Source organism: Pseudomonas sp. BC42 (assembly GCF_021560055.1).
In the GTDB taxonomy this organism is placed as follows: Bacteria; Pseudomonadota; Gammaproteobacteria; order Pseudomonadales; family Pseudomonadaceae; genus Aquipseudomonas.
The window spans coordinates 4,628,649-4,641,182 of sequence record NZ_CP091067.1 but is presented as its reverse complement, the minus strand read 5'-3'; the positions used below and the strand labels follow the sequence as shown (position 1 = coordinate 4,641,182).

General features: G+C 62.1%; 9 protein-coding genes and 6 tRNA genes. 12 read left to right on the top strand and 3 right to left on the bottom strand.

All coding sequences use genetic code 11. The features are described 5' to 3' along the window. Positions 1–37: 37 nt before the first annotated feature. Both L1O02_RS20810 and L1O02_RS20805 read right to left on the bottom strand, forming a co-directional pair. On the bottom strand, positions 38–1,588 hold the full coding sequence (locus L1O02_RS20810) for an MDR family MFS transporter (protein ID WP_060842995.1): 1,551 nt from the start codon (positions 1,586–1,588) through the stop codon (positions 38–40). After that, positions 1,578–2,624, bottom strand: a complete 1,047-nt coding sequence (locus L1O02_RS20805; protein WP_060838394.1) for an HlyD family secretion protein — start codon at positions 2,622–2,624, stop codon at positions 1,578–1,580. The genes L1O02_RS20810 and L1O02_RS20805 overlap by 11 nt, the downstream gene beginning before the upstream one ends. Positions 2,625–2,856: 232 nt before the next feature. Between L1O02_RS20805 and gltX the strand changes: the two genes are divergently transcribed. The 12 genes from gltX to L1O02_RS20745 all read left to right on the top strand — a co-directional run bounded on the left by gltX (position 2,857) and on the right by L1O02_RS20745 (position 9,144). Continuing rightward, entirely contained in the window at positions 2,857–4,338 is a 1,482-nt protein-coding gene (gene gltX, locus L1O02_RS20800; RefSeq protein ID WP_016965547.1) for a glutamate--tRNA ligase, read from the top strand. A 277-nt stretch (positions 4,339–4,615) separates the two neighbouring features. After that, positions 4,616–4,691, top strand: a tRNA-Ala gene (locus tag L1O02_RS20795). 79 nt (positions 4,692–4,770) lie between these two features. Next, positions 4,771–4,846 (top strand) — tRNA-Glu (locus L1O02_RS20790). A gap of 52 nt (positions 4,847–4,898) precedes the next feature. Further along, positions 4,899–4,974: transfer RNA gene (locus tag L1O02_RS20785), tRNA-Ala, on the top strand. 79 nt (positions 4,975–5,053) lie between these two features. Continuing rightward, a tRNA-Glu gene (locus L1O02_RS20780) sits at positions 5,054–5,129 on the top strand. Positions 5,130–5,181: 52 nt separating this feature from the next. After that, positions 5,182–5,257 (top strand) — tRNA-Ala (locus L1O02_RS20775). 79 nt (positions 5,258–5,336) lie between these two features. Next, positions 5,337–5,412, top strand: a tRNA-Glu gene (locus L1O02_RS20770). A 183-nt stretch (positions 5,413–5,595) separates the two neighbouring features. Next, complete coding sequence (locus L1O02_RS20765) at positions 5,596–6,135, top strand: TetR/AcrR family transcriptional regulator (RefSeq protein ID WP_235758640.1); 540 nt, start codon at positions 5,596–5,598, stop codon at positions 6,133–6,135. Positions 6,136–6,164: 29 nt separating this feature from the next. Beyond that, entirely contained in the window at positions 6,165–6,998 is an 834-nt protein-coding gene (locus L1O02_RS20760; protein WP_060838396.1) for an alpha/beta hydrolase, read from the top strand. 46 nt (positions 6,999–7,044) lie between these two features. Next, positions 7,045–7,479 carry a thioesterase family protein gene (locus L1O02_RS20755; RefSeq protein ID WP_060842998.1) on the top strand — a complete coding sequence of 145 codons (435 nt, stop codon included), beginning with the start codon at positions 7,045–7,047 and terminating at the stop codon, positions 7,477–7,479. Positions 7,480–7,622: 143 nt separating this feature from the next. Then, on the top strand, positions 7,623–8,582 hold the full coding sequence (locus tag L1O02_RS20750; RefSeq protein ID WP_060838398.1) for a tRNA-dihydrouridine synthase: 960 nt from the start codon (positions 7,623–7,625) through the stop codon (positions 8,580–8,582). A gap of 115 nt (positions 8,583–8,697) precedes the next feature. Continuing rightward, positions 8,698–9,144: an Hsp20 family protein gene (locus L1O02_RS20745; RefSeq protein WP_060838399.1), complete on the top strand. Its 447-nt coding sequence runs from the start codon at positions 8,698–8,700 to the stop codon at positions 9,142–9,144. A 48-nt stretch (positions 9,145–9,192) separates the two neighbouring features. On the opposite strand, the gene L1O02_RS20740 is transcribed toward L1O02_RS20745, so the two are convergent. Further along, positions 9,193–12,471 (bottom strand): EAL domain-containing protein, encoded by a 3,279-nt coding sequence (locus tag L1O02_RS20740; RefSeq protein ID WP_060838400.1) that lies wholly within the window; start codon positions 12,469–12,471, stop codon positions 9,193–9,195. Positions 12,472–12,534 lie beyond the last annotated feature (63 nt).

Genomic DNA, 12,534 nt, shown 5'->3' with positions numbered 1-12,534 from the left:
TTCGCTGGCAAGCCAGCTCCTACAGGCAATTCGTGGGTCAGTGGGCTTCTCCTGCCTTCAAGCCCTTGGGCAGGGCCTTGGTCAGCAGGACCGCCAGCATGCTGATGCCCAGGGCGATGCCGACAAAATGGAAGGCGTCGTTGTAGGCCATGATCTGCGCCTGCTGGTGGGTGATCTCGCTGAGCTTGCCAAGGGCCGCGGACTCGCTGCCGAACTTGTCGGTGAGGGTCGCCAGGCGTTCCGCCACCTGCGGGTTGCTGGGCACCAGCGCTTCACGCAGGTAGTCGAAATAGGTCTTGGTGCGGGCATCCAGCAGGGTCGCCAGCAAGGCGATGCCGATGGCGCCTCCCAGGTTGCGCAGGATGTTGAACAGGCTCGACGCCGAGCCCGCGTCCTGGGGCTGTATGTAAGCCGTGGCGATCAGCGAGATGGTGACCATGATCAGCGGCTGGCCCAGGGCGCGGATGATCTGGATCTGGTTGAACTGCGGTCCGGCGAAGTCCGGATTGAGCACGCCTGACGAGAAACTCGCCAGCCCGAACAGGCCGAACCCCAGGGCGCATAGCCATTTGGGCGAGATGAACTGCATCAGCTTGGGCACCAGCGGAATCAGGAACAGCTGCGGTATCCCCATCCACATGATCACTTCGCCGATCTGCAGGGCGTTGTAGTTCTGGATCTGCGCCAGGTACAGCGGCAGCAGGTAGATCGAGCCGTACAGGCCAACCCCCATGCCCAGGCTGGAAATGCTCGACAGGCCGAAGTTGCGATTGCGCAGGATGCCCAGGTTGATCAGTGGATTGGGCTTGGAAACCTGGACGATGACGAAGGTGATCAGGCTGACCAGGGCGATGCTGCCCAGGGTCACGATCAGGTTCGACTCCAGCCAGTCCTTGCGGTGGCCCTCTTCAAGAAACACCTGCAGGCAGCCCAGGCCCAGGCCGAGGGTCAGGATGCCGGTGTAGTCGGTGCTTTTGAGCAGTTCCCAGTGGGCTTCCTTCTTTTCCAGACCGTACAGCAGGCCGGCGATCATCAGCAGGCCCGGCGGCACGTTGATATAGAAGATGTATTCCCAGCCCCAGTTTTCCGTCAGCCAGCCACCCAGGGTCGGGCCGATGGAGGGGGCGAAGGTGGCGGTCATGGCGAACATGGCCATGCCCTTGGCCCGGTGGTGCTCGGGGAGCTTGATCAGGGTCAGGGTGAATGCCAGGGGAATCAGCGCGCCGCCGGTAAAGCCCTGCAGGGCGCGGAACACGATCATGCTTTCCAGGCTCCAGGCCATGGAGCAGAGCAGGGAGGCGATCAGGAAACCCACCGAAACCCAGGTCGCCAGCCGCCGGGCCGAGAGCAGCTGCACCAGCCAGGCGGTGAGGGGGATCATGATGATCTCCGCCACCAGGTAGGAGGTGGAGATCCACGAGCCTTCCTCAAGGGTGGCGGAGAGGGCGCCCTGGATGTCCTTCAGCGAGGAGTTGGTGATCTGGATGTCGAGCACCGCCATGAAGGCGCCGAGCATGGCGCTCATGACCGCTATCCAGTCGCGCCGGCTGGGCTCCGCCAGCGGGCGCAGCAGTTGATCACCGGCCATCGACAGGGTCTTTGACGTTCACTTTGACCGTGACCGACATGCCCGGACGGATCTTGCCCTGTAGGGGATTGTCGGGGGCGAAGGTCAGCTTTACCGGAATGCGTTGTACCACCTTGGTGAAGTTGCCGGTGGCGTTGTCCGGTGGCAGCAGGCTGAACTGTGCACCGGACGCGGCGAATAGGCTGTCGACCCGGGCCTGGATCGGGGTGTCGCCGTAGGCGTCGAAGGTCAGCTCGGCCTGTTGCCCGGGTTGCATGTGACCGATCTGAGTCTCCTTGAAGTTGGCCTGAACCCAGATGTCCTGGTCCGGAACGATCGACAGCAGGTAGGCGCCGGCCTGTACCACCTGGCCGTTGCGCGCTGCACGCTGGCCGATGATGCCGCTGATGGGGGCGTGGATTTCGCTGCGGCTCAGGTTCAATTGCGCCTGGGCCAGGTCGGCCCGGGCATTGGCAATCTGTGCGTCGAGGCGCTTGATCTCGGCGTTCAGGGCGTTGACCTGTTGGCGCTGGCCTTGCAGGTCGGCTTCAGCCTTGGCTACTTGGGAGCGAGCGATGTGGTTGTCGGCGGAAAGGGTGGTGACCCGTTCTTCGGAGACATAACCGGGCTTGCGCAGGGTCTGGGCCCGGGACAGGTCGATCTGCGAGCGACCGAGGCTGGCCTGGCTCGATGCCACCTGGGCCTGGCTGGCGGCGATCAGGCTGGCTTGTTGGGTCAGTTTGCTCTGGGCCTGCAGGCGTTCGGCCTCGCGGGTGGCGAGGGCGGCCTGGGCGCGGTCCACCGCCAGCTGGAAGTCCTGACCTTCCAGGCGTATCAGCAATTGGCCTTGCTCTACGTGCTGGTTGTCCTGCACGCGCACTTCTTCAATCCGTGCGCTGAGTTGGCTGGAAACCCGGGTGATTTCGCCCTGGACGTAGGCGTTGTCGGTGGTTTCATAAAAACGGCCGTGGAACCACCAATGGGCGAGCAGTCCCAGGGCGATCAGCAGGACCAGAGACAGGAAAACAAACAGGCGACGCTTGAGTTGGGCAGGCATGGGCAGACTGTAGTCGAGAAAAGTGTAAGGAAATCTATCAGCCGGCGAATCTGGCATATAGCCACTGGGTGGTAAATGCCGCTTGTTGATTATTGGCCATTCAGCGGGCTGGCAGCGGCCTGTAGTCGCAACCTTGGCTTAAATGCCCTCCTCACTGGAGCGGTGCTGGTGTCGCCTGTTACCATTCGCCCCCTGTTTTATTCCTCGTTTTTCTATCTGTTCGAGACCAGCCATGACCACCGTTCGCACGCGCATCGCGCCATCGCCTACCGGGGACCCCCACGTAGGTACCGCTTACATCGCTTTGTTCAACTACTGCTTTGCCAAGCAGCATGGCGGTGAGTTCATTCTGCGTATCGAAGACACCGATCAGTTGCGCTCGACTCGCGAGTCCGAGCAGCAGATCTTCGACGCCTTGCGCTGGTTGGGCATCAATTGGAGCGAAGGCCCGGATGTCGGCGGCCCTCACGGCCCGTATCGCCAGAGCGAGCGCGGTGACATCTACCAGAAGTACGCCCAGCAACTGGTGGACCTGGGCCACGCCTTCCCGTGCTTCTGCACCGCCGAAGAGCTGGACCAGATGCGTGCCGAGCAGATGGCTCGTGGCGAAACCCCGCGTTACGACGGCCGTGCGCTGCTGTTGTCCAAGGAGGAAGTGGCCCGGCGCCTGGCGGCCGGTGAGCCCCACGTGATCCGCATGAAGGTGCCGACCGAAGGCGTCTGCGTGGTGCCGGACATGTTGCGTGGCGACGTCGAGATCCCGTGGGATCGCATGGACATGCAAGTGCTGATGAAGACCGACGGCCTGCCGACCTACTTCCTGGCCAACGTGGTCGATGACCACCTGATGGGCATCACCCACGTGCTGCGTGGTGAGGAATGGCTGCCTTCGGCGCCGAAACTGATCCTGCTGTACGAATACTTCGGTTGGGAGCAGCCGCAGCTGTGCTACATGCCGCTGCTGCGCAACCCGGACAAGAGCAAGCTGTCCAAGCGCAAGAACCCGACCTCGGTGACCTTCTACGAGCGCATGGGCTTCATGCCCGAGGCCATGCTCAACTACCTGGGGCGCATGGGCTGGTCGATGCCGGACGAGCGCGAGAAGTTCTCGTTGCAGGAAATGGTCGATAACTTCGACCTGTCGCGGGTATCCCTGGGTGGGCCGATCTTCGATATCGAGAAGCTGTCCTGGCTCAATGGCCAGTGGCTGCGGGATCTGCCGGTGGAAGAGTTCGCCAGCCGGGTTCAGACCTGGGCGCTGAACCCCGAGTACCTGATGAAGATCGCGCCCCATGTGCAGGGCCGGGTCGAGACCTTCAGCCAGATCGCACCGTTGGCCGGCTTCTTCTTCGCGGGTGGCGTGACCCCGGATGCCAAGTTGTTCGAATCCAAGAAACTTTCGGGTGATCAGGTGCGGCAGCTGATGCAGTTGATCCTGTGGAAGCTCGAAAGCCTGCGTCAGTGGGAGAAAGACAGCATCACCGCGACCATTCAGGCTGTGGTTGAATCCCTGGAACTGAAGCTGCGCGACGCCATGCCACTGATGTTCGCGGCCATCACTGGCCAGGCCAGTTCGGTATCGGTACTCGATGCCATGGAGATTCTGGGGCCGGACCTGACGCGTTTCCGTCTGCGTCAGGCCATCGATCTGCTCGGTGGTGTGTCGAAGAAAGAGAACAAGGAATGGGAAAAACTGCTGGGCGCCATCGGCTAAGACGCCTTTGCAGGACGGTTGCGCCAAGGGCGGCGATCTTTTCGGCTACGCTTGAAATCCAGGCGCAGACGGTTTGATCGTCGCCCTTGGCGTTTTCTGTCGGCCTGTAACGAACCTTTTGCGGGGGTTGATGCGGGTCGACAAGGCCGCAAAAGCCAGGGTTTTCGGGGCGGGGCGGTAAGTGGTTGTTATCCCGGCAAATTTTTTTTCAAAAAGCGGAAAAAAAATTGACAGCCTTCAGATCCCCCCTTAAGATTCGCCCCGTCCTCACCGACGAGGGGCTATAGCTCAGCTGGGAGAGCGCTTGCATGGCATGCAAGAGGTCGACGGTTCGATCCCGTCTAGCTCCACCAATTTACAGTTCAAGGCCTGGCCACATCGGCCTTGAATCGATCAGTACTCAGCACTGGTCAGTTGTATAGAAGGGTTTGCGTCCCCTTCGTCTAGTGGCCTAGGACACCGCCCTTTCACGGCGGTAACAGGGGTTCGAGTCCCCTAGGGGACGCCAGTTTCACACAAGCGATGTTGCAAGATGTCGCTGCGCCGCGAGGCGAAAATCCGGGGCTATAGCTCAGCTGGGAGAGCGCTTGCATGGCATGCAAGAGGTCGACGGTTCGATCCCGTCTAGCTCCACCAATTTACAGTTCAAGGTTTGGCCACACCGGCCTTGAATCGATCGGTACTCAGCGCCGATCAGTTGTTTAGAAGGGTTTGTGTCCCCTTCGTCTAGTGGCCTAGGACACCGCCCTTTCACGGCGGTAACAGGGGTTCGAGTCCCCTAGGGGACGCCAGTTTCACACAAGCGATGTTGCAAGATGTCGCTGCGCCGCGAGGCGAAAACCCGGGGCTATAGCTCAGCTGGGAGAGCGCTTGCATGGCATGCAAGAGGTCGACGGTTCGATCCCGTCTAGCTCCACCAATTTTTACAGTTCAAGGTCTGGCCACACCGGCCTTGAATCGACCAGTACTCAGCGCTGGTCAGCTGTCAGAAGGTTTGTGTCCCCTTCGTCTAGTGGCCTAGGACACCGCCCTTTCACGGCGGTAACAGGGGTTCGAGTCCCCTAGGGGACGCCACGATTACCCGCTCTGCGGGATTTTTAAGGGTCATTCAATTATTGAATGGCCCTTTTGTTTTTCTGGCGCCCAGCCAGTTCCCGCTTTCTTCCTGAACCTGTACTTCTGACCGATGGTCACACTGGCGACTTGCGGAAAATTATTATGAGTATAATATTTTTTCCGTAATATTCGGAGGCAACGATGAACGACAAAAAAGCTCAAACCCGCGAACGCATTCTCCAGGCCGCCAGTTCCGCGCTGATTCAGCGGGGCCCGGCAGAGCCCAGTGTGGGGGAAGTCATGGGCGCGGCCGGGCTGACCGTGGGCGGCTTCTATGCGCACTTTGAGAGCAAGGATGCGTTGATGCTCGAAGCCTTCACCCAATTGCTCTCCCATCGTCGCGGCTTGCTCGACGAGATGGACTCAAGCCTCAGTGGCGAGGAGCGCAGGGCGCTGACAGCGGCTTTCTACCTGTCGCGCAAGCATCGCGACTCCACGGAACAGGCCTGCCCGATTCCGGCGTCCGTGGGCGAGTTTGGGCGCTTGCCCGAGAGTTTCCGCAAGGCCTTGACTGAACACGTGGAGTTGATGGTGGCGCAGTTGGCCACTTGCCCTGAGGACACGGACAAGGCCCTGGCGGACATGGCGTTGATGGTGGGAGGGTTATCCCTGGCGCGGGCCCTGGGCCCGGGGGAGTTGTCCGATCGTTTGTTGCGTGCCGCCAAGTCGGCAATTCAATGACCTGAAGTTCGGTTGCGAGGTAGCGAGAGATGAACGGATTGAGCTGGATTCGTGGCGTCAATGGCACCCTTGGCTGGGTGGCGCCTCAATGGGCGGCGAATCGGATGCGCCAGCTGTTCATGACGCCTCGCGAGCTGCCGCCGCGGGAATGGGAGCTGCCGCTGCTGGAGCGCGCCGAGCGACTGACCCTGCGCTTTGGGCTTTCTGCCTTGCGTTGGGGGCAGGGGCCAACGGTCATGCTGATGCATGGCTGGGAAGGGCGACCCACCCAGTTCGCCAGCCTGATCGAGGCGCTGGTGGCGGCCGGTTATACCGCGGTGGCGCTGGAGGGGCCGGCCCATGGTCGCTCTCCGGGGGATGAGGCCAATGTGGTGCTGTTCGCCCGAGCGATGCTGGAGGCCGCAGCAGAGTTGCCGCCGTTGCGTGCAGTGATCGGCCATTCCATGGGGGGTGCCAGCGCCATGCTCGCGGTGCAATTGGGGCTGCGTAGCGAAACCCTGGTCAGCATTGCCGCGCCCGCTCGCATCCTCGGCGTATTGCGAGGTTTTGCCCGATACATGGGCTTGCCGCCCAGGGCACGCTCGGCCTTTATTCGTCAGGTGGAGAAAGAGGTCGGCATGCGCGCGGCGAGCCTGGATGTGGCCCAGTATCAACTGGACATGCCTGGCCTGATCGTTCACGCGGAGGATGATCGCTTCGTGCCGGTCAAGGAGTCGGAGCTGATCCATCAAGCCTGGTTCGACAGTCGCCTGTTGCGCTTGAGCGAGGGCGGTCATCAGCGGGTGCTGGCCGATCCGCGGGTGGTCGAAGCGGTGATTGCCCTGGTCGCGGGGCGTCATCTGCAAGCGCGCCAATCCGCCTGAGCATCCGTTACACTGCCCCGGTCAAAAATCTGACCGGGAGTCGGGCATGAGTTGGGATCTGGCAACGCCATTCGTCATCGATCTGCAGGTGGCGGCCGAGGATATCGATGGACTGGGGCACGCCAACAACGCGGTTTATGTCTCGTGGCTGGAGCGTTGTGCCTGGCGGCACTCCCAGCGCCTGGGGCTGGACCTGGCGGAGTATCGCCGGTTGGATCGGGCGATGGCCGTGGTGCGACACGAGATCGACTACCTGGCTGCGGCTTACGAAGGGGATGAGTTGCAACTGGCCACCTGGATCGTCGATTGGGATCAGCGTCTGAAGATGACCCGGCGTTTCCAGTTGGTTCGCCCGAGCGATGGCAGCACCTTGTTGCGGGCTCAGACCACCTTCGTCTGCATCGAGCTGTCCAGCGGCAAACCCAAGCGCATGCCCGCCGAGTTCCTCGAAGGCTACGGCCCGGCCCTGCAAGGCGCCTGACGCCTGCCTGTGCCCGTAGCGTAACGAAGGCGTCCACCAAGGCTCGTTCGCGACCTACAGGTCCCTACAAAACTCCTGCTCAAGGGCGAAACCCAGTAAACTGGCGCACGTTTTTTCGCCCGTTTTTTCGTTGAGTGTGTTTCATGCAAATTGCCCTGGCGCCCATGGAAGGGTTGGTCGACAACATTCTGCGGGATGTGTTGACTCGTGTTGGCGGGATCGACTGGTGTGTCACCGAGTTCATCCGCGTCAACGACCGTCTGCTGACGCCTGCCTATTTCCACAAGCTCGCTCCCGAGTTGCTGCACGGTGCGCATACGGCTGCCGGCGTGCCGTTGCGCGTGCAGTTGCTGGGTTCGGATCCGGTGTGTCTGGCCGAGAACGCCGCGCTGGCCTGTGAGCTGGGCAGCGAGGTTATCGATTTGAACTTCGGTTGCCCGGCCAAGACCGTCAACAAGTCCCGGGGCGGCGCGGTGCTGCTCAAGGAGCCCGAGCTGCTGAACCAGATCGTCGAGCATGTGCGGCGCGCGGTGCCGGCGCATATTCCGGTCACGGCAAAAATGCGGCTGGGTTTCGACAGTCCGGACGGCTCGCTGGTGTGTGCGACCGCGTTGGCCGAGGGCGGTGCCGAGCATATCGTGGTTCACGCCCGGACCAAGGTCGATGGCTACAAGCCGCCGGCTCACTGGGAGTGGATTCCCCGGGTCCAGGAGGTGGTCAAGGTGCCGGTGTTCGCCAACGGTGATATCTGGAGCGTCGAGGATTGGCGGCGCTGCCGGGAGATCAGTGGTGTCGAGGACATCATGCTCGGCCGAGGCTTGGTGTCGCGTCCGGACCTGGCACGACAGATCGCCGCTGCCCGGGCGGGCGAAGAGGTGGTGGCCATGTCCTGGGCCGATCTGCAGCCCCTGCTCCAGGACTTCTGGGCCCAGGTGGTGGTGCAATTGACGCCGCGTTCGGCGCCGGGGCGGCTCAAGCAGTGGCTGGCCATGCTGACCCGCAACTACCCGGAGGCGGTGGAGTTGTTTACCGCTCTGCGCCGGGAAACCGACCTGGACCAGGTGGGGCGCCTGCTGGGTGTACCGCGCAGCGAGGCGGCGTAAAAAAATTCAAAAAAGGGCTCTTGAAATGCCAGGGCCGATCCCTATCTCTTGGGTACGCGACGCCGAATTCGGGTCGCGGAGATAACCACTCGCTGAAATATCAGGAGATAGACCCATGAGTACTGCATTTTCCCTGGCTCCACTGTTCCGTTCCTCTGTTGGCTTCGACCGTTTCAACGACCTGTTCGAATCGGCGTTGCGCAATGAGCCGGGCAGCAGCTATCCACCCTACAACGTAGAAAAACACGCCGACGACCAATACCGCATCGTCATCGCGGCTGCCGGTTTCCAGGAAGAAGACCTGGAACTGCAAGTGGAGAAAGGCGTGTTGACCGTGAGCGGTGGCAAGCGTGATGCCAATGAAAGTGTCACCTACCTGCACCAGGGCATTGCCCAGCGTGCATTCAAGCTGTCCTTCCGCCTGGCCGACCATATCGAGGTCAAGGCCGCGGCCCTGAGCAACGGTCTGTTGAACATCGACCTGCTGCGGGTTGTGCCGGAAGAGGCCAAGCCAAAGCGCATCCCGATCAACGGTGCGCAGCAGCCGGCTCTGCAACACTAAGACCGCTGCAAAAAAAGGGCGCCCTGGTGGCGCCCTTTTTCGTGCCCGTCATTTCAGCAGTTTCTTGAATTCGCCAAGAGGCAGCGGCCGGCTGTGCAGGTAGCCCTGGTACAGATGGCATTCCAGCCCCTGGAGGAACTCCAGTTGCTGCGGGGTTTCCACGCCTTCGGCGATGACCTTCAGGTTCAGGCTGCGGGCCATGGCGACGATGGCGCGGATGATTTCCGCATCGTTGGGGTCATGGGTGGCGTCGCGGACGAAGGACTGGTCGATCTTCAGGGTGTCCACCGGCAGGCGCTTGAGGTAGGTCAGGGACGAATAACCGGTGCCGAAGTCATCCATGGCGAAGCTGACGCCGAGCTTTTTCAGGCGGCGCATCTTGCTGATGGTGTCGTCCAGGTTCTGGATCACGATGCCCTCGGTGATTTCCAGCTTGAGCAGCGATGAGGGCAAAGCGTACTCGGTCAGGCTGTGTTCGATTTTCTCGACAAAGTCGGTCTGGCGGAATTGGCGCGGACTGATGTTGACGCACAGGCTGAAGTGATAAGGATCCACCAGACCCTCTTCCATCAGTTGGCTGAAGGCCAGGCAGGCTTCATCGAGAATCCAGGTGCCGACTTCAAGGATCAGGCCGCTGTCCTCCAGCACCTTGATGAATTCGGTCGGTGATTGGGCGCCCAGTTCCGGATGCTGCCAGCGCACCAGGGCCTCGGCGCCGACGATGCGGTTGTCGCGGGCGTCGACCTGGGGTTGGAAGTGCACGCTGAATTCGCCGCGGGACAGGGCCAGGCGCAGATCGGTTTCCATGCGCAGGCGCTCGCTGGCGGCCTTCTGCATGGTGTTGTGATACATCTGCGTGGTGTTGCGCCCGGAGTCCTTGGCCCGGTAAAGGGCGATGTCGGCGCGCTTGAGCAGGTCGGTGGGGGTCGAGCCGTGATCGGGAATCAGCGCCACGCCGATACTGGGGGTGACCTGCAGGCGCTGGCCGTCGAGGAACATCGGTTCCGAGAGCAGTTCGCGCAGGGTTCCCGCCAGGTGCCGTACCTGTTCGCTGACCTCGTTGCGCGAGCCTTCCAGGCCGCTGAGCAGCACCACGAATTCATCGCCGCCCAGGCGCGCCACGGTGTCCTCCATGCGCACGCTGGCTTCCAGCCTGGCGGTGATGATCTTCAGCACGGTGTCGCCCACCGGGTGGCCCAGGGAATCGTTGATGTGCTTGAAGTGGTCCAGGTCGAGGAACAATAGGGCGCCCCGCAGGTTGTGGCGCTTGAGCAGGGCGATCTGCTGGCTCAGGCGGTCCATCAGCAGGGCGCGGTTGGGCAGGTTGGTCAACGGGTCGTGGTAGGCCAGGTGGCGGATCTGCGCCTGGGCATTCTTCAGCAGGCTGACATCCCGGGCGGTGAGCAGCAGGCAGGGGGTTTCGTTGAGGATGATCGGCTCCACCGACACCTCCAGGGTGAGTATTTCCCCGCGCTTGTTTCGCCCGAGCATTTCCAGGTGGTGCACGCGCCCCTTGAGTCTGAGTTCCGCCAGCAGCGTGGCGAGCTGGCCTTCTTCGGCCCAGATGCCGACCTGGTACATGGTGTGGCCGAGCACTTCATCGGTGCGGTAGCCGGTCAGGCGGCAGAAGCCGTCGTTGACCTCCAGATAGCGGCCGGTCTCGCGCTCGGTGATGGTGATGGCGTCGGGGCTGGAGTGGAAGGCCTTGGCGAACTTCTCCTCGCTGGCCTTGAGGGCGGCCTCGGAGCGCTGCTGCTGGGTGATGTCCCGCAGCGTGGTGACGATGCACGGCTGTTTGTCGACGGTAATCAGGCGGCTGGAAATGATGCAGGTCAGCGAATGGCCGTCCTTGTGGTTGACCATCACCGCCACGTTGTTCAGCGCCTGTTCGCGAATCACCTGCTCGATCCGCCGCAGGCGCGGGGCAGGATCCTCCCAGAAGCCGATCTGCTCGGCGCTGCGGTTGATCACGTCGTCCTGGGTCCAGCCAAAGGTCTGGGTGAAGCTTGAATTGATCTCGATGAACTGGCCGGTTTCCAGCAGGGTCAGGCAGATGGGGTCCGGGCTGACCTGGAACAGACTGGCGAATTTCTCCTCGGAGGTGATCAGGCGCTGTTCGCGCTCCACCTGCTCGGTAATGTCCAGCAGCGTCCCGGCCATGCGCAGGGGATTGCCCGAGTCGTCGCGATAGAGGCGGGCGCGGCTTTCGAGGTAGCGCGAGCTGCCGTCCGCCAGTTGCACCCGGTAGGTCAGCTGGTAGTTGCCCGCCGGGCCTTCGCGCAGGCTGCGATAGGCATCGCGCATGCTGTCGCGCTCTTCGGTGGGTACGCCCTCGAAAAAGGCCTCGAAGGATTCGTGGAAGGGCGCCGGGGCCAGGCCGTGCAATTGCGCGGCGCGCGCAGAGCCGTACAGCATGCCGCTGGGAATGTGCCAGTCCCAGGTGCCCAGTTGTGCCGAGTCCAGGGCCAGGTCGAGGCGTTCCTGGCTGTCCTTGAGCGCCTGTTCAGCCCTTTTGCGCTCGCTGGTGTCGAGAAAGGTGCTGAGCAGGTAGGGCTTGCCTTCCAGTTCGATCTTCTGCGCGCTGAGGATGCCGTCGTGGATCTGGCCGTTGCTGGCGCGGAACTGCACTTCGAGGCTGGCGGCCTGGCCTTTCTTCTGGACGGCCTTGATCAGTTGGGCGCGCTGCTCGGGATTGACCCACAGGCCGATCTCCAGGGTGGTACGGCCGATCACATGTTCGGCGGGCCAGCCGAACTGGCTTTCGAAGTACTGGTTGGCCTCACTGATCAGGCCATCTTCCAAGCGAGTCAGCAGCACCGTATTGGGGCACAGGTGAAACAGGGTGGCGAAGCGCTTTTCCGAGTTGCTGAGGGCTTCCTCGCGTTGGCGCTGGTGGGTGATCTCGCGGATCACCCCGATCATGCGGGGTTTGCCGTGCTTGTCCGGCAGTACGCTGCCGTTGATCTCCAGCCAGTGCAGGCTGCCATCGGGCCAGCGAATGCGGTGGTGCATGGCGTGTTCCAGCGGGGCGCCCGCCAGCACCGAATGAAAGGCGCGCACTGTCCTGGCCCGGTCCTCGATGGGCAACAGGTCAAGGTATTCGAGGTTTTCCGGCAGCGGCTGGCGCGGGTCGAAGCCAAACAGCGCCTGGGTGCCCCGGGACCAGCTGATCTGCCCGCTTTCAATATCCCAATACCAGGCCCCCAATCGAGCACCATTGAGGGCGGCAAGCAGTTGTGGCGCGCTTTCCCAGCTTTGCTCCGACTCCTTTGGGTCGATGGCATGGATGCGCGGCATGGGTGGAATACGATCAGCGGGTTTTGGCATGGGGGTCAGGCCTTGAGCTGAGTCATTCGTTTTACGCGAGGAACTCATGGCGGTGCGGCGTGG